The following is a 17,669-nucleotide window of genomic DNA, read 5'->3' as shown; positions in this document are numbered from 1 at the left end:
CGAAGCGGTTCGGGCTGCGCGGGCAGGCTTACCTGCGCCGTCCCTATTACCTTTGGTCGAGGCTAACACTAGATCTGCTCAGTCCCCACTCTCGCTTATGCCTGGGCATCCCCTGTGACGCTTACTAAGCTAACTCATAAGAAAATGTATTTAGAGCTGATTCCTTGTAAGTATAAAATGTTAGTTCCTGACACGTATCGCTAATTGCAATCGATAGATTGATGTCGCGAGGCCTTAGATTTGTAAATCTTTTTATGTTTTCTGGAGAAGCATCAATGTTAATGCCTTTCCAGCCCGACAAATAAAACAAATAAGTATTAGAGAAACGTTGTGGGTGATATGCTCCGACATCTATATAAAATCCTTTTTTTTTACCTTCAAAAATGCGATGTAACACTCTATCCTCGCCTTCTTGGGAAAAGGATAGGTTGTGATATTTATAAAGATTTTTAGGGTAAATAAAATAGCCTGTTGGGTGTATGAGCGACTTTGCAATTAGTTGATATTTCTTTAATGCTCTTGTAAGGTTAGGAGTCATTTTTCGTAAGTAATTTCTGAGGTTTAGATGTATCTGTTGCCTGCCATTTACCTCGAATTAGAATAGGACCGATTCCACTATGTGGGGTTCTTCCCTCTGCATAAAAATTGCCGTCTTCAACGTCAATGAATCCGACATATCCGCGTGGCCAATCAGCTTCGACTTGATTGACTAGTATTCTGACGCCAACATAGTATCTTCCCTTCGAAAGATTCAGATCTTTGATCTGACAGCTGATTTCTCCTTTTGTCGACAAGTTTGAAAATGAAACTCCCATGTAATCGCTATATACGATAGATAAGATATCGCCTAAGCTAGTATGCAAGCTAAAGCCTAAGACTACTTTATTTAAAGGTGCTATTGTATTTCGATAGTAACTAAATTTGAGTGTAATATCGCTGCCTGAAACGACGGTTCCAATTGATTCACTTGAAGAATCTTCAACCCAGAAGTCAATGAGTTTTAGTGCTCCTGTTCCAGTACGTCTTAGTGCCGAAATTGCTTGTCTGTTGACTACGGTTTCTAAATTTTTCAAGTAAAAATTAATACCTGCTTGAGGACTATTGTCAATTTTTAATTGGCCGCTATCTAGTACTATGACTCTTGAACAGAGGCTCTTGATTGCTGCCATTTGATGGCTGACAAACAGCACGGTTCTTTGTTCTCGGCGAGCAATATTTTCTATTTTTCCAAGACATTTTTTCTGGAAAGCCACATCTCCTACTGCCAATACTTCATCTATTACTAGGATTTCTGGCTCTAAATGGGCTGCAACGGCAAAGGCCAATCGCACATACATTCCTGAGGAGTAGCGTTTAACCGGAGTATCCAAAAACTTTGCTATCTCTGCAAATTCAACAATCTTGTCAAACTTTCGATTAATCTCGACTCTGCTCATGCCTAGAATGGCACCATTCAGGAAGATATTCTCTCTACCTGTTAGTTCAGGATGAAATCCTGTGCCGACCTCTAGTAAACTCGCCACTCTGCCTCGCAAGCGAATACGTCCTGTTGTCGGTTCAGTAATCCGACTAAGAATTTTGAGTAGTGTGGATTTGCCTGCTCCATTGCGACCAATAATGCCAACCACTTCTCCTTGCTTGATTTCAAACGAAAGTTCCTTCAGTGCCCAGAACTCTTCTTGGTTGGATGAAACAAAGGGTTTGCCAGGATGTCTTAAGCGACGACCCAATGATTTAGCACTATCGGCCAACACGTCTCGCAAGGCCTTATAGCTATAAGAGCTTTCCTGCTGCTGCCCAATAATGTATTTCTTGCCTAGATTTTCGACTTGAATAACCGTGTCGGACATATGACAAGGGATAACACTAATGATTTGTTAGTTGCTCCTGGGGAGCTATGGATATTCAGAAAACAATCAGTATCTGTAACGCAAATAGACTGGTCTATATGATGTCAGCAAAGGACCGTTCCATGTGACGGAAGTATTGTACGCCAGTTACTAGCACCACTACTACCAGTAATAGAGAGAGCCAAAAACCTGGCCAGAAGAGCTGTACATCACCGCCAATAATGGCCCAACGGAAACCGTCAATTACCCCCACCATAGGATTGAGAGAGTAAAGCAACCGCCAATCTGTCGGCACAATAGTACTACTAAAGCCCACCGGTGAAATATAAAGTCCAAACTGGACGATAAACGGAACGATATAGCGAAAGTCTCGATACTGCACATTCAGTGCCGCTAGCCACAAACCGACTCCCATGGCAGCAGCAAAGGCAATGGCAATAAAGAGGGGCAGCGTCAAAATACGCCAGGTGGGAACCGCATTAAACCAAGCCATCAGCCCCAGCAAAATGATCCCTGAAATCAAAAAGTCTACAAAACTGACGATGACAGAACTGGTGGGTACCACCAACCTAGGGAAATAGACCTTGGATAGCAGGTTTGAGTTAGTTATGAGGCTATTGCTACACTCTGACAGGGCATTGGCAAAAAACTGCCAGGGGAGCATCGCGGCAAAAACCAAAATCGGATAAGGTGCATCTCCCTCCGATGGCAAATTGGCTAGTCGACCAAAGACCACCGTAAAGACGAGCATGGTCAAAAATGGACGGAGTAACGCCCAGGCTACACCAATCACCGTCTGTTTATAACGCACTAAGACATCGCGCCATGCCAAAAAGTAAAACAGCTCACGATAGCGCCACAGATCACGCCAGTACTGAGCCTCAGTACGACCGGCTTCGATGATAAGTTCCGGAATTGGCTCGGTCATTAGGACAATCACCTATGGGTAGGAACTAAACCTTACCCCTTCAGCATGCCCAAAGTTGAAAACGGTAGTATCAAAAAAGCTTGCTCTTGCCTAAATCTTAGGTACTAGGCAGTCTATCAACTGCCTAAGGAATAAATCGTTGCTCACCGTAGGCCAGCAAATGTTCAATGGTGGTTAGGCGGTGTTCCCAGGCTTGGAGTCGATATTGGTTTTGCTGGGATTTGACCGATAGTTCAGTGGTGATGACTCGCTCGAGCTCGGTTAGTTGCGACCTTACCTGCTCCAATTTTCGATGGGAGGGGTCCGCTGCCAAATCAGCCAGCTGATCGCCCAAGGCGTTAACATCACTCACCCACTGCGCCATCTTCTCTTCGCGCATCAATATCTGACCATTACTCAAAAGCCAGCTCCACTCACGCTGTAGGGCCTGATAGCGCTCTGTTGCCGTATTAAACGGCTGCTGCTGGGGGATCGATGGGGACAGTCCTGCTTCCCCCTGGGTATTATTCAGTAGGGTTTGAATACCCCGCTGCAGATTATCCACCGCAAACAGGGCATAGCCACTCACCGGCAGATCCCGCAGCGTTTGAATCTGATCCAACGCCGCCATCTCAGGCAGGTTCAGCAATCGAATCCCCGGAATGATTAGGGTAGAGCCATAGTCTGCCTCCAGAATCCAAGGCCTAATTAAATCCTCGAATCGCTTCGTATCCATGGCATAGCTCATCAACACGATCCAATCCACGTCCCCCCGCTTGGCCCAAGTTTCCCAATCCTGCTGGATTTTTTGGACCCGTTCATGGGTGGGCTTAGCAAATACAGCCGCTGAAATCGTCAGATCGGGTTGTTGCTGCCGGAGCATTTGGGAGGCCTCTGCCACAAATGAGCTCACCTGCTCTACCCGAAACTCTGTCCAAAGTTGCCACAGCTGTTGCTGTCGCCGTTGTTCTTGTGATGACAGGGATGGGTTGTTCCGAGGAGACAGGAGCGCTGGGTCTATGCCGTTCATATCCCGAAAGCGTAGCCGGGCGGCTGTGCCATAGCCGTAGGTCTGATCCGCCGCCGGGTCTTGAAAGGGATAGCGCACATAGTCAAAGTGAATGCCATCCACATCGTAGTTATTGGCCAGTTCCTGCAGCATGCGCATCAAATAGCTACGCACCTCTGGATTGGCCGGGTCCAAAAACGGTTTATCCTGGCCCACGGGGATGGCACGGCCCTGGCGGTCATAGGCAGCCCAGCCCGGATTGGCATTGAGCAGTGGCCCTGGATAGTTAGCGGGTAAATTTAACAGGTGGTTGTGACGACGGTTCCCGGCTGCAAATAGCCATACCCAAGCATGGACTTCGATGCCCCGCTCTTTGCCCAGTTTGACCGCTGAAGCTAAGGGGTCCCAGTGGCGGGTGAGGGGATTTTGCTGGGGAGCAATGCGACTCGGATAGATGGGATAGCCCGCATTGATCGTTTCAAAGAAAACCGTATTAATGCCCGCCGCCGCCAACCGATCAAACACCTGGGCTAAGTTGGCCTCGGAACGTGCCCGGACGATAGTGCCGCGATCTAACCACATGGCCCGAATTTCGGGTTGGGCCAAGGATTGCTCCACTGGAAAAGCATTCCAGAGGCCTTGCCGCGCTTCAATCCATCGACGGCGAGCCGTACCATAGTCACGCCGGGCGATCAACTCAGGCCAATCACTCAGGGTCTGCTGTGCGGTTTCAAGGGCTGGATGGGTGAGTGGGGTGGCAAGACTAGCCGCCCCCAGACTCGCGTTGAGGCTGCCTTCGGTACGAATAGATGTGAGGGCTAACTCTGTGGGTTGAGTACTGGCATAGCCCTGGAGCAATGCCCCTTCAAACCGGCCCATCAGGTGCTTCAGTTCATCCTGCATGGCCCGATCGAGATAGGGGCTAATGGCCGCATTGCCTGAACGAATATCTAACCCAGGGGGTTCAACATTATTGGCTGGATCCAGCGCGTCTAGAGCCAGTTCCTCACCGTTTAGTCCACCGTTTAATCCATCGCCTAACCCTGCCCATGAGTCATCGGAGGCCAAAGATCCTAGCGCCAGGCTGTCTGGAGTCACCTGAGATGATTCCCCTAGGGACAATGGTGACTGAGTTGCCTTAGCCGTACTAGGGACAGCCAGTAGCAGACCCCCTAACAAAATAGCCATAGTATGGCTGGCCAGAGGATGGGAGATAACAAGCGATGGATGAATCATGGGCAGGGGTAACAAGCTAAGCAAGATGATTGACGCAGCAAAAGCAATAGGGTGCCAAAAAACCTATGGGTTGGGATATTTTCAGTAACGAAAATGACGAAATTACGTAATTCCCAAAAGGACTATACCGAAGGAAGGCACCGTTCTGGCACAGGGTTTACCTGTTTGAAACGGCAAAATTTAGGAAATCTAATCAAATGGCTGAAAAAATCGGTTCATTACGCTGAACTAATGCCTAGGTGTCTGGACAATGCCTTGAGAAACTTTTTAGCAGGGAATTATTAAGGTATCTGCAACGGTGCCATTTTGTTCTTAAAATAGAACAAAATGGCACCGTTGCTATCCCTCTTTACATTCTCTGGCGGATTAGCCAGAACATAAGGCATATTTTTTCGTTGGCTGATTCCGTAAAGTTTCCGGTGGGCTGCCTGGGAAAAAGCTGTTTCATATTCAATCCGTTATCAGTCATTCGGTTAGTCTATGGCTTAAGCATGCCCAGATCCTTTAGCCCATGGTGCCTTTTGCGGCCTCGGTTCGGCTGAACCGAAGGAGTCATTTCTTCGCAGCATCGGCAGCCGTACAAGTTCTATAAATATCCAAATTGACTGGCGTTGCTGTAGTAAAATACAAAATCCTGCGTTGAATAGTGCTACTGTGCCTGTTCAAGCAAGTTCATTAATTCGTTTAATCGGCTGTAATCGGTAAGCTATATGGCGCTCCTGCAAGAACAAAAGCAAACAATTATCACTGACTACCAGGTGCATGAAACAGATACTGGATCTGTCGATGTGCAGGTAGCCATGCTCACTGAGAAAATTAACCGCCTGAGCAAGCACCTACAGGTTAATAAGAAAGATCATTCATCTCGTCGGGGGCTGCTGCGTATGATTGGCCGCCGTAAGCGCCTATTGGCCTATTTGATTCAGCAAGATGCTGAGCGGTATCGGGCTCTGATTAAGCGTTTGGGCATTCGCGGCTAAGGACCCGATAGTGCCCCGATAGTTGAAAGTCACGGCCCCATCTGCCCCATCTAGCATCTCAGGTGTTTTATGCCTTCGGAGTCTCAGCGTGAGCCGCTGCCCTTTGAACCTAAGTCCAGTAAGCAGTCGAGTGGTAAGGCGACCTCGTCTAATGATAAGCCCTTGCCTAAATCGTCCCCTAGGTCTCCAGGGAAAACGTCTCCGAGGAAGGAATCTGCTGCTGGTTCCGAGCGGGTTAGCAAGGTTGATGCTGGCATTCCCGAGGTGGTTAGCCGCCGGATGATGCGGCGCATGGCTGTGTTTTCTGGGGTACCTACATTTTTAGGTATGTCTTCGTTTGTCGTGGCTTATATCCTGCTGACCCGGCATATTGTTGAGTTTCCCAATGTCGTTGTGCTGCTGGTTTCCTTGGGCTTTTTTGGCCTTGGGGTGATGGGTTTGACCTATGGCGTCCTATCTTCTTCCTGGGAGGAAGAAGAAGCTGGTAGTTTGCTGGGGTGGTCCGAATTTTCCGTCAACTTCCGGCGTATGGTGCAAGGTCTGCGCAAGAAGCCATCTGCATCTGAGTAGCGAGGACTAGAGCCGGATTAGCCTAGCTTAATTAACTGAGGGCTAGTGTTTAGTCTGGCTCATCGATAATATCGTGCAGCTGTTGCTCCATCTGCTTCAGCATGTTCATAATTGCTGGCAGGGTTTTTTGTTTTGTATCTTGGGTATCTAAGTTTCGTTGTGCCTGGGTTCGGAGTTCATCGATGCGCTGCTGTAAGTCGTGGGCAATGCCTAGGGCATCGCGGCTAATGTTGTCAATTTGCTGCTGTTGGTAAAACTTGAGGGCTGCGCCGCGCAGTATTTGTAGGGTGGCTGCTTCACCATGCTCCCCTGGCGTGACTCGAAACCTCAGTAGGATGCGTTTCTGGTTGTGGATGCGTTCGATCTCGATTTGCTTGGGTTTTCGTACGGGAATCAATGAGAGGCTCATCATCCGTTTGAGTTCATTGATCACCCCTTGAAAGAGCTGGGGGGACACATCATCGACTACAGACTGCACCACACCGTCCTTGCTCCAGAGGATGCGGCAGGTTGCATTTTGGCGCTCTAGATAAAGTCTACCGATGCCTTCTTGGGTGATGATGCGCTTGAGGAGAACCTGGGTCAGTTCTTTGGGGGTCGTTTGGCTGGGACGAAAACCTGTTTCTGACGATGATGTTGATGGCTTTTCATCGGCAGTGTCACCATCGGGATCGGATGCTTCGTCTTTGAGTTCTATGGTGAGTGGGGCGGCTAGTGGGACAACGGGTGGTTCAGCCGCTTGGATAGCAGCTACAGGACGCTGTGGGGATTGCTGAGCATCCTGGTGGGATGGGGGTGTTGATGGTGCTGGACTCTCAAATTTCTCTGGAATAGGAGTCTTTGGTGGTTGGGTAATGGCTCTATGGGGAGCTTCAATGATCTCCGTTGGCGACTCGACCACTAGGGTCGGCAGTTCTTCAAAGGCCTTGGAATTGGAGACCGTCTGGGGCTGGGATGGCTGGGATGGCTGGCGACTTTTGGCTGAATGGCTCAGAAATTTTGAGAGGATCTCTCGATGCCAGTCGGAGGCAATGGGGCGCGAGACGATGGAGCAGTTAATGTAGGACACCAGGCGTCTGACATAGTCAGAGGCGGAGTTGTCGTCAGGGTTAACCATGCCTAGGTTTAGGCTGCTGCCCTCAATTGAAAGGGGCAGAACCTGATAGTAAAGGCAGGCTTCAAAGGGTAGGATGCCTTCTATCAAGAGAAACATTTGGTCTAAATCTGCCTTGACTTCCGTCTTTTGAGGACCGGGCAAGGGGGGGGATAAGGCCTTATCTTCGGGGAAGATTGACATGGTGACTGCCTAGGAAGGAATAACGAACATCAGGGTACAGGCACAAGGATGGTGATGGGAAAACCTGTCCATGGGGTACCCATGCCTGTTGCCCGAAGACAACCTTCAAGAGTCCTATTGTGGCTAGGTTCGTAGATTTTGGGCGGCTAGGTAAAGCTTAGCCCATTCGCCCATGACCTGTTTAGATTTACACCCTAGTTTTTGTGCGATCGCATCCACATCACTTCCCTGTTTTAACTCGGAAAGGAGTTCCTGTTGGGACGGTTCTAACGTTTGCCAGTAGGTTTGCCATTGGCTGGCTGTTAACCCCAGGTCGTGGTCCGTGAGGGTGGTTTTTAGCCAACCTAATACCAGTTCTGGCTGTTCTTTAAGGGTAAAAATGCGAATCGCGTGATAGCTGATTTTCTCCCGTAGTCGATATACCTGATTAATCGATAGGTCGAGTTTTTGAGCAATGCTTTCTTGGGTATAGCCATGCAGGTGTAGCTCTAACCATTGGGTTGCCGTATCCCCTAAGGTTTCTTGCAAATAATCGGTAAAGCTATCTTTAACCGACTGCCGGGCCCGCTGAGTTTCCTCAAAGGCCTGCTCCTGCTCATATTTGCCGACGGCTTGCAGATCAAACAGGCTGATGGTGCTATCGGTATCATCGGTGCCAATCTCCTCTGAAATCAGCTGAATCAGCTGGGCTCCAGGGACTTGGGTCATGCCCCCCCGCTGGGAGCGCCGTAGGTAGTTGACAAAGCGATAGACAATCAGCGGTTGATTCCGAATCGGTCGGAGACAATATTCTTCGATGGTCGCCATGGTTAGCAGATTACGCAGCTGGGGACGCTGGGTAATCTTAGCAATCCAGCTCATCTGCTGTTGTAGATGGCCATCGCTCTGGAGCATTTCCTGGATAATTTCCTGCAGGACATCCTTTACCTGGCGCTGACGATCACGGCTCAGGGCAATCCATGTACGGATTTTGCTCCGCACCAGAAATAGGCCCCCCAGCTTTTTCATCAGGGTTTGATAGGCCCGATCCGGGGTTAATCCCCAGTAGGTTTTGTAGAAAATGCGATAGCGATAATCCATCGCCTGGGTAGCAATGGACAGATCCTTGCGAGAAAGCTCTTCAAATCGTTCAATGTTTTCGCCGCAAAGCCACTGGTTAATAGCTGTGTGGGTATCTGGACTTTGATCGGGCAAATCAGACTGAAGCCGTTGCTGCCATTGATTGACGATTGTGGTTGCCACTGTCATGGGTGCGCCTGCTGCTGATTAAAGATTGCCCTTAGCGAAATGCCATGGGAAAGGATAGATGAATGATTTGCTCATTTTAGTCCACTCAATCCCTTGAATTATCTGGATATATTTACTTTTCCCCATTTGCGTATTTTTCCCTAAGGCCACTGGGGTAGAAAGCACGATGGAAAAGCTTAGAACAGCCAGTAAAAATACTGATGAACCAGACTTCTTATCAGTACTTCCTCAGCTAATTTATTCCGGAAAGATTAATGGGCCGCCATTGAGCCGTTCATTTACGTTGGAAAGATTAGAAGGGGCCGCCATTGAACCGTTCATTTATCTTGGCAAGATTTGAAGGGGCCCCCATTCAACCGCTCATTTAGCTGGGAAAGATTTGAAGGGGGGCGCTCTTTAGGAACCATGGCGCTGTTGATGCCATTGCCAAGCATGGCTAATGATGGTTTCGAGATCGGCGTATTGGGGCATCCATCCTAGCCGTTGACGGGCATGGTCGCTGCTGCCAATCAGGCTGGGGGGGTCCCCAGGGCGACGCTCACACTCTATGGCAGGAATGGCATGTCCCGTGACCTTACGGGCTGTTTCGAGCACTTCCCTGACGGTAAATCCATTGCCGTTACCCAAATTGATAAAGGCGGTCTCGCCACCATCTATCAAATATTTCACCCCTTTAACGTGGGCATCGGCGAGATCGGTCACATGGATGTAGTCCCGGATGCAGGTGCCATCACGGGTGTCATAGTCGGTGCCGTAGATGGAGATGTGGTCCCGTTGTCCCAGGGCTGTTTGCAGGACCAATGGAATCAGATGGGTTTCAGGATTGTGGTCTTCCCCTAGGCGACCTTGGGGGTCTGCTCCGGCTGCATTGAAGTAGCGAAAACATACCGACTGTAGACCGTAGGCTGCTTGGAAATCCTGGAGCATCATCTCCACCATGAGCTTGCTGCTGGCATAGGGACTAATGGGATTTTTGGGATGGTCTTCTGGGATGGGGACGGTTTTTGGGGGGCCGTAAATTGCACAGGTGGAGGAAAATACAAATCGCTTGACATTGGCTGCTTCCATGGCCTGAAGGAGGTTCAGGGTGCCGTAGACGTTGTTGCGGTAATATTCTGCCGGAGCGGTCACCGACTCACCCACGGCGATATAGGCGGCAAAGTGCATCACAGCGACAAAGTTGTACTGGCCAAAGAGCTGGTCCAACAGGGCACGATCCGTTGTGTTGCCTTCTACTAGTTTGGCGTTGAGGTGTTGCTTGACCAGGTCTGGATGGCCATATTCCAGGCTGTCTAAAATCACCACTTGATAGCCCGCTTGCTCCAGGGCTAGTACGGCATGGGAACCGATATATCCAGCCCCTCCCGTGACTAAAATTGCTGGCATCGATGGCGCTGAGGTACTGGAATTAGTCATAGAAAGTATTTTTAAGAGTTAAGTTATGGAAATAAAAATAGTCATACAGCCCTAGGACCTGGGTGAGTCATATTATTGTTGCCGGTTTGACTACGGCGTATCCCAACTAAGTTAATGGGGCTGCTCATCTGCTGCCATCGGTTTTATTTCAGACCCTAGGGTGTCAGGATTTAGCACTAAGTTATCTCGATGCACCACGGTATCGGCACCGTCATAGCCCAAGATCATGGAAATTTCACTAGAACGACGTCCGCGAATCTGCTGAAGTTCATGGTGGTTATAGTTGACCAGGCCCCGGGCAATTTCTTGTCCGTTGCGATCGCACAGTACCACCGCATCCTGGGCCTGAAAGTCCCCCTCAATGGCCACAATCCCGGCAGACAGTAGGGATTTCCCCCCCTGGCCAACGGCCCTGGCTGCCCCCGGGTCTAAATATAGTCGTCCAGTCGGTTGCAGGCCATTGGCGATCCAACGTTTGCGGGCATTATTCGGTTTGGGCTGGGGGGCAAATTGGGTGCCTAGGGGTTCCCCTGCCAAAATCTTGAGAATATTATCTGGAGACTGGCCGTTGGTAATGGCCATGCGAATTCCCGAACTGGTGGCAATGCGGGCCGCTTCCAACTTGGTGATCATGCCGCCGGTGCCCCAGGCTGAGCCGCGATCACCCACGTCAATATTCAAATCCTCCAGATCTTGCACCCAGGTGATGGGGGTGGCATCTGGATTAGCCCGTGGATCGGCGGAATAAAGCCGATCCACATCGGTGAGTAAAAACAGCCAGTCGGCCCCCACCAGGCTGGCCACCAGGGCCGACAGCGTATCATTGTCACCAAACTTCAGTTCCTCTACGGCGACGGTATCATTTTCGTTGACGATGGGAATAACATTCAGCTGAAACAGTTGCTGAAAGGTGCGATAGCTATTCACATAGCGGGAACGTTGCATCAAATCGCCCCGGGTGAGCAGTACCTGGGCAATGGGCTGGTCCAGCACGGTAAACAGATCGTCATAGACCCGCATTAGCCGTCCCTGGCCGACCGCCGCCACCGCTTGTTTTTGTTCAATGGCCTTGGGCCGTTCCCTTAGACCCAGACGGGCACAGCCCACCCCTACAGCCCCGGAAGACACCAAAATCACCCGATGCCCCTGTTGTCTCAGCTGGCTGAGGGTTTCTACTAAACGGGCCAGCACCGATAGGGCTAGCTGGTTATCGGACCGGGTCAGGCTAGAGGTGCCGATCTTGACCACGATGGTTTGGGATTTGGCCGGTTTACTCTTGGCCAGGAAGGGTGATGCAGTCACGAAAAATTATCGGGGGATGGGGGAATGAGGCAAACAATGATTCGAAAATAGAAAAGGGGTACAGCCAAGGCTGCCCCCCTTTCTAATAGTCGCGCGCGTTTATTAATTCAGGATCTTTATAAAAGTGCGATCCGATTGAATGCAATTATCGTCGCAATAAAATCATCCTGATCTGGGGTGGCGTAATCTTTTTTTTAGATTTCATTTTGGCCCCTAGTCTGTGGGCATAATCTTTTTTTAGATTTTTATTGTGGCCCCTAGTTTGTGGGCATAATCTTTTTTTAGGTTTTTATTGTGGCCCCTAGTTTGTGGGCATAATCTTTTTTTAGATTTTTATTGTGGCTCCTAGTCTGTGGTGGTCAAAACCACCCCCAGACGTTTTGAGAGCCAAATTTCAGCATTGCGTAGGCATTCCTTAGGGGAATGGGAGCCCTTGGTGGAGCCCATGGGCTCCACTAGAACCGTAAATAGGCCCAGGCGATTACCCCCTAAAACATCGGTAAATAGCCGATCGCCCACCATGGCAATTTCATGGTGGGGCAGCTGCATATCATCCACCGCTTCCTTTAATTTACGGCGGGAGGGTTTACCCGCAGCGATGTAATAGGACGCTACCCCCAGGGTGTTGGCAATGCGACTGATGCGGCTATAGCTGAGGTTATTGCTGACTAGTACGACTGGAATCAGGGCTTGAATTTGCTGCAGCCACTGGCACACATCTTCCAGGGGCTGGCTTTGCTTAAAGGACACCAGGGTTTCATCCACATCTAGAATCAGCCCCTTTAGCTGGTGTTGGGCAATCAGCTCCGGAGTGAGTCTTAAGATAGATCCCCCCAGAGCAAGGTCAGGTTGTAAAAGTCGGCCCCAAGATGTCATAAGGTTGGAAAGTGAGCACAGCCCACCAGGCAATAAGGTTGGAGAGTGAACATAGCCCACCATTCAGTGGATAGTCAGTAGCTTATGGTTGGCTGGGTTGAGCCATGGGAAAGCCGCCATCAACCAAATTATTATTTCCCATGTTTCCCATAGCTTAAAGCTGTTTTACAAATCATCCCCGAGTTCAGCATCAATGCGATCGCGAATCTGGTTTTGGGCATTTTCATGCTCAGCCAGGGAACGGCTAAACACATGGGTGCCATCATAGCGGGCGACAAAGTAGAGGAACTCAGTATCCGGCGGGTTTAAAGAGGCTTCTAAACTGGCAATGCCGGGGCTGGCGATGGGTGTGGGGGGGAGTCCCAAGTTACGGTAAGTATTGTAAGGGTTGGGGGTATTGACCTGGGCTAAGGTCAGGGGATTTTCTGGAGTTTGGGTCACCCCCAGGCCATATTCCACCGTGGGATCTGAGCCTAGGCTAATGCCTTCCCGGAGGCGGCGAGCAAATACACCGGCAATGGTATCTCGCTCTTCGGCCACCACCGATTCTTTCTCAACGATGCTGGCTAAGTTGACCCACTCTAGCAAGGAGTAGGGACTGGTGGTTTGCTGGTAGGCCGGTAGGGCCACCTGCTCAAACCGCAGCAGCATCACATCCACAATCCCGTCGGCATCAATTTGCTCGCTGGGGATTGAATAGGTATCTGGATAGAGAAAGCCTTCCAGGTGTGGCAACCCCTGGGGCAACCATGGAAACTGGTCATAGGGAATGGTCTCGGTGGCGCTGAGGAACTCCTCGGCGTTGACTAACCCCTGAGCTTCGAGGGCCTCCGCCATCTGGGAGCGATTCCACCCTTCAGGAATGGTAAAACTGGTTTGAACGACTTCCCCAGTCCAGATTTGGTCAGCAATTTCTGGGAGGGTTTGGGTGGGCGATAGGGAATAGGTGCCAGCTTGGAGGCCCCCCTCTCGGTTTTTAAATCCCTGGAGCCGATTCCACACTTTCCAGGCTGTGGTGGAGCGGATCAATCCGGCGGCCTCTAAGTCTTGACCAATTTGTTGGGCCGCAGTCCCCGTGGGAATTTGAATTGTCACTGGCTGGGCCACATCGCTAGCCAATACGGGCCGTTTGGCCCAGCTCCACCAGGACCAACCTTGCCAAGCTGCCACCCCTAAGGCCACTGGAAAAATGCCAATATAAAATACTCGCTTGAACCAACTCATAATTCGTTTAGGCAAACCTTGGATGGGGACCGGTTTTAGCGTTGAGTAGCCTAGCTGTTTTAGGGCTGGATAGCTCAGCTACGGTGGGTTGTCGATTCGGTTGAGCGATCACCTGGCCCCCATGCAGAATTCAGCTTCGGAATTAATCTAACCCCTCAAACAGCTGATCTTCAATTTCAGGTTGCAGTCGCTCGAACTCTTCAGGGGACAGGAGGGCTACCTGGTCAGCCTCAGTCCGATAGGCAAAAAACAGTAGGGGCTCTAGGGGGGTGCAGGCAACGTAGCGCTGTTCGCGATAGTAAAACTGCGCCAGCATTTGAAAATTGTCGGTGCCTCCTTCGTCATCTACCTCTAGGGCAAAACAACTATCGTCTTCAGCCTCAGGGATATTACCTACGGCTGTAAGCGTATAAGCACTACGGTGTAAGGTCAAGTCTAATTCTGCTAAAACCGCCCGAGCACTGGGAAATAGCGGATCTATTTCCTCATCTTCAATGTCTGCTAGGGTATCATCGTCGTCCTGCCAGCTAAAGATTTCAATCGGGGCAGAGACGGGGAGTAGCAGCAGATACTCCAGTCCTGAGTCGGTCAGGGTGATGGCTTTTTCGACATAGCAGGGCAAAGAATAACCCAGGTCATCGGTTAGGGTGACGATGGATTGGCCGGCTTGAAAGTCAGGGGACTGATCGGAGTTTTGGTTTTGGTTTAGATTCGGCATTCGTTGTATGTCACGGGGCAGATGCCCGGAAGATTTGAGGGGGTGCAGGCCCTGCAGAGGTTTGGCAAACGCTAGGGGGGATAGTCAAGCCCGAGAGCGATCTAGATCTAACCACTGTTGCAAAATAATAGCAGCCGCTCGCCGGTCAATTAGTCCCTTATCTTTGTCGATGGGGCGACGTTCGGCCTGAAGTTGCTGTTTTGCTTCTAGGGATGTCAGCCGCTCATCCACATAGGTGACTGGCAGGCTTAGGGCCTGGGCCAATCGCTTTGTAAACTTTTGGACCCGCCGGGCCTGATTGCCTAGGCTGCCGTCCATGGTATAGGGCAAGCCCACCACCAGTAAGGTGGCCTCTCGTTGGCGCGCTATTTGGCTTAGTTGCTCAGTGACGTAGACGAAGGATTTATTGTCAATGGTGGTGAGGCCGGTAGCAATTAGACCGGTGCGATCGCATCCTGCCACACCAATGCGCTTACTGCCAATGTCTAAACCCAGGACAGAAATCATCGTTCGTTGTTTTAACCCGGTTTTAACCCGCCGTTCCACTCGAGGAATCATCCCGAGTCGGATGTCTTAAGCCAGGGTTAGTGGCATCCCAAAAGAACCGACTGGGAATAGCTTTGCCGGAGGAGGGCTGCAGCCCCTGCAACACATCCTGCAGTCCTTCCATGGATACAGCCTTGGTCTCACGCACTTTGTGCCATACGGAGCGGGACATCATCACGGTATGTTCCACTTCGGTGGCATTAATTTCCCGCAGATAGCTCTCTCGCTCGGGTTGATAGTCCAGGGAAGCCAGCTGTAGGGACTGGTTGGGGGAACCGCTGATCACCTGGGCCATTTGGGTCATCAGCTCCGGATATAGCCAGGTATAGGCCGGATGTACCGTCAGCTTTGCCCGGTTAGATTGGTCGGCTGCCTGGGCCAAGCGGAGGCTAAAGTAGCCGATGGCCACTTTGCGCTGGGGCTCAAACACATAGGCCGAGACTGATTCTGGCTGGCCTAACCAGCGGCGGGCCTGGGAGCGCACATGGGCCATGGGGCGATGGCGAAAATCCTGGATCTGGTGATCGAATACCTGCCGCAGCTGCGGCGGCATCGATGCTGTTTCTAAGTGATAGATCAGCTGGGCGTCAGCATTACTGACCGGCAATAGGTTGGGTAAATCGGGTTCGTGTTCCGCTAGGCTGACGATTTCGTCAGCGGCGATGGACCAGTAGGTGACATAGGCCAAGGGCTGGAAGCCATTTTGGCGATATAGGGCCAAGCCAAACTTGTCGTGGATGCTGGTTTCACTGATCCACGTATGGGCTTCGACAATGTTTTCAAAGCAGTGGCGCAGCAGCAGGCTACCCAAGTCTAGGTTAAGGGACAGATTCTGCTCGGCGACTGCGTTCACCATAACCCGGTCAACGCGCCAGGTGCTGCGGGTGGAGTTAAAGGGGGAAACCTGAATGACGCCCTGGGTGCTGTGCTTGCGTCCCGCCGCAAAGGTAATGCCCTTGGGCTGGAGCGGATTGACTAACCGCGATAGCCGCTCTAAGGACGATAGCCCGAAGCTGCGCCCCGCCTCTGGCAACGGCTGATGCTTGGTAAATGCACCGCAGGTCACCACCTCTGAGGCCCCGTCAGGCATCAGCTTGTCTGAATCGCGAAAATGTACGGGACGAATCGCAATGGGTTCGGAGGGGGGAACGGGTGTCATAGGACCGCAATAGGACTGAAATACATGAGAATCCTTAGGATTTTGGATGAATCAGGACCACTGGGGTCTGTTCATCGGCATTGCCCGCTGGATTGTCCAGGAGAGCACTGGTAATTAAGTCTAAGTCGGCGCCCGGTGTGGCTGCTAATATCTTAACCGCTTTCAAATCATTGACGTCGACAATGGCGGCTTTCAGGCCAGTGGCATCGTAAATGTCTCGGACAATTTGCTCAGGGTTTTGGGGGCCCAGGACGATGAACTGGTCATAGGGGGGTAATGTCCCCGTGACATCGTCAATCAAACGGGCCTGATCGCCCGCTAGTTCATAGAACATGCCGGGCCGACCGAAGAATTTCTTTGCGATCGCACCCACCACAAAGGCATAAACCACCCGCACCGGACCCACCAAGTCCACCAGGGTCTGCATGCCGCAGGCCGTTGCCAAACTGGATGTGGGCATAAAGAAATAGCAAATGCGCTTAGCCACCCAGCCCGGTTTGATGTCGCTCGGGTGTCGCCAGCGCCCCTGCATAATGGCCACGGGAGTTTCGCCAATGGTGACAATATCCCCTGGCTTGGCATAGGGTTCCACGTAGCGCTTCACTGTGTCGATGGGGCTGTCCAGGGGGCCCAGCAAATGGGTGGGAATAGGTAGCACTTCGGCCCTGGGGGTGGAACGCCAATTTTTGGGGGCGTTGGGGTCAGGAAATTTGAGCGGTACCACCACATTGCCCTGCTTGGGAATACGACCTTCCGGGCCATAGCTCAGGTAATGAACCTTTACCCATAGGGCTTTGAGATCAGACAAGTCGGGGCCTTGAATATCCACCGTCACCTTAAGGCCCGTAGATTTAGCCGTTTTGACAATATAGGCAAACCAGTAGTTATCGGCTCTAGCCGGAGCATCCTTGTGGTTAGACACCAGGTGGGTGGTGACCTTAATGTCTTCCAGGCTGGCTCCCGACAGCAGCTTAGCTTCCACCGAAATTTCCGGCACCATAATTTCCAAGGTGCGGGTGAGGTTGACCAGGGCGGGCTCCCCTTCAATCACATAGTGCTGAGGCTCTCGGGTGGTAATGGTCCACTTGCCAGACTCCAGCTCCAGCCGATTGCCTGGACGACCCTGATACTGCCGTTCAATCAGTAGCCAAACCAATAGCACCAGCACTATCAGTAGAATCACCAGCGTGCCCAAAATCCCTGCCATTAAAGGGGTACTCCTTTGCCATGTAAATGGATCGTGTATCGGTGGAGATCAACAACACCCGTTTATTGACACATCCGTAAGATTTGTATCGTACTCTCGGGTCCGAAGCAATCAATCGGGGATT

At 50.9% G+C, this 17,669-nt stretch carries 16 protein-coding genes; 2 read left to right on the top strand and 14 right to left on the bottom strand.

The genetic code is table 11. The features are described 5' to 3' along the window. Nucleotides 1-124 precede the first annotated feature (124 nt). From VB741_RS07120 to VB741_RS07105, 4 genes are all read right to left on the bottom strand, one after another. Nucleotides 125-538, bottom strand: a complete 414-nt coding sequence (locus tag VB741_RS07120) for an FkbM family methyltransferase (RefSeq protein WP_323364464.1) — start codon at nucleotides 536-538, stop codon at nucleotides 125-127. Next, nucleotides 528-1,850 carry an ABC transporter ATP-binding protein gene (locus VB741_RS07115; protein WP_323364463.1) on the bottom strand — a complete coding sequence of 441 codons (1,323 nt, stop codon included), beginning with the start codon at nucleotides 1,848-1,850 and terminating at the stop codon, nucleotides 528-530. Before VB741_RS07115 ends, VB741_RS07120 begins: the two co-directional genes overlap by 11 nt. Nucleotides 1,851-1,944: 94 nt before the next feature. Continuing rightward, the gene (locus VB741_RS07110; RefSeq protein WP_323364462.1) at nucleotides 1,945-2,778 is read right to left on the bottom strand and encodes an ABC transporter permease; all 834 of its coding nucleotides are present in this window, start codon (nucleotides 2,776-2,778) and stop codon (nucleotides 1,945-1,947) included. 124 nt (nucleotides 2,779-2,902) lie between these two features. Next, nucleotides 2,903-5,002, bottom strand: coding sequence for a glycoside hydrolase family 10 protein (locus tag VB741_RS07105; protein ID WP_323364461.1), 2,100 nt, complete (start codon nucleotides 5,000-5,002; stop codon nucleotides 2,903-2,905). Nucleotides 5,003-5,712: 710 nt separating this feature from the next. On the opposite strand from VB741_RS07105, the gene rpsO reads away from it, so the two are divergent. Both rpsO and VB741_RS07095 read left to right on the top strand, forming a co-directional pair. Then, a complete protein-coding gene (gene rpsO, locus VB741_RS07100) occupies nucleotides 5,713-5,982 on the top strand; it encodes a 30S ribosomal protein S15 (protein WP_323364460.1) in 270 nt (89 codons plus the stop codon). A 69-nt stretch (nucleotides 5,983-6,051) separates the two neighbouring features. Beyond that, nucleotides 6,052-6,552: a PAM68 family protein gene (locus VB741_RS07095; RefSeq protein WP_323364459.1), complete on the top strand. Its 501-nt coding sequence runs from the start codon at nucleotides 6,052-6,054 to the stop codon at nucleotides 6,550-6,552. Nucleotides 6,553-6,601: 49 nt separating this feature from the next. Here the strand turns inward: VB741_RS07095 and VB741_RS07090 are convergent, their stop codons facing one another. From VB741_RS07090 to VB741_RS07045, 10 genes are all read right to left on the bottom strand, one after another. Further along, nucleotides 6,602-7,849, bottom strand: coding sequence for a hypothetical protein (locus VB741_RS07090; RefSeq protein WP_323364458.1), 1,248 nt, complete (start codon nucleotides 7,847-7,849; stop codon nucleotides 6,602-6,604). A gap of 123 nt (nucleotides 7,850-7,972) precedes the next feature. Beyond that, on the bottom strand, nucleotides 7,973-9,097 hold the full coding sequence (locus VB741_RS07085; protein WP_323364457.1) for a HetZ-related protein 2: 1,125 nt from the start codon (nucleotides 9,095-9,097) through the stop codon (nucleotides 7,973-7,975). 396 nt (nucleotides 9,098-9,493) lie between these two features. Continuing rightward, nucleotides 9,494-10,513, bottom strand: coding sequence for a UDP-glucose 4-epimerase GalE (gene galE, locus VB741_RS07080; protein WP_323364456.1), 1,020 nt, complete (start codon nucleotides 10,511-10,513; stop codon nucleotides 9,494-9,496). 111 nt (nucleotides 10,514-10,624) lie between these two features. After that, entirely contained in the window at nucleotides 10,625-11,815 is a 1,191-nt protein-coding gene (gene proB / locus VB741_RS07075) for a glutamate 5-kinase (RefSeq protein ID WP_323364455.1), read from the bottom strand. A 345-nt stretch (nucleotides 11,816-12,160) separates the two neighbouring features. Next, nucleotides 12,161-12,691, bottom strand: a complete 531-nt coding sequence (locus VB741_RS07070; RefSeq protein WP_323364454.1) for a YqeG family HAD IIIA-type phosphatase — start codon at nucleotides 12,689-12,691, stop codon at nucleotides 12,161-12,163. 165 nt (nucleotides 12,692-12,856) lie between these two features. After that, on the bottom strand, nucleotides 12,857-13,915 hold the full coding sequence (mltG, locus tag VB741_RS07065; protein ID WP_323364453.1) for an endolytic transglycosylase MltG: 1,059 nt from the start codon (nucleotides 13,913-13,915) through the stop codon (nucleotides 12,857-12,859). Between the two features lie 142 nt (nucleotides 13,916-14,057). After that, complete coding sequence (locus tag VB741_RS07060; RefSeq protein ID WP_323364452.1) at nucleotides 14,058-14,633, bottom strand: DUF3727 domain-containing protein; 576 nt, start codon at nucleotides 14,631-14,633, stop codon at nucleotides 14,058-14,060. A gap of 84 nt (nucleotides 14,634-14,717) precedes the next feature. Continuing rightward, nucleotides 14,718-15,140: a Holliday junction resolvase RuvX gene (gene ruvX, locus VB741_RS07055; RefSeq protein WP_323364451.1), complete on the bottom strand. Its 423-nt coding sequence runs from the start codon at nucleotides 15,138-15,140 to the stop codon at nucleotides 14,718-14,720. Nucleotides 15,141-15,162: 22 nt separating this feature from the next. After that, nucleotides 15,163-16,338, bottom strand: coding sequence for an N-acetyltransferase (locus VB741_RS07050; protein ID WP_323364450.1), 1,176 nt, complete (start codon nucleotides 16,336-16,338; stop codon nucleotides 15,163-15,165). Nucleotides 16,339-16,372: 34 nt separating this feature from the next. Then, a complete protein-coding gene (locus tag VB741_RS07045) occupies nucleotides 16,373-17,545 on the bottom strand; it encodes a F420-0:Gamma-glutamyl ligase (protein WP_323364449.1) in 1,173 nt (390 codons plus the stop codon). Nucleotides 17,546-17,669 lie beyond the last annotated feature (124 nt).

The sequence above is a fragment of the Leptothoe sp. PORK10 BA2 genome (assembly GCF_034932105.1).
Lineage (GTDB): Bacteria > Cyanobacteriota > Cyanobacteriia > Phormidesmidales > Phormidesmidaceae > Leptothoe.
The sequence above is the reverse complement of the archived record's forward strand: the minus strand, read 5'-3'. Positions and strand labels throughout refer to the sequence as shown.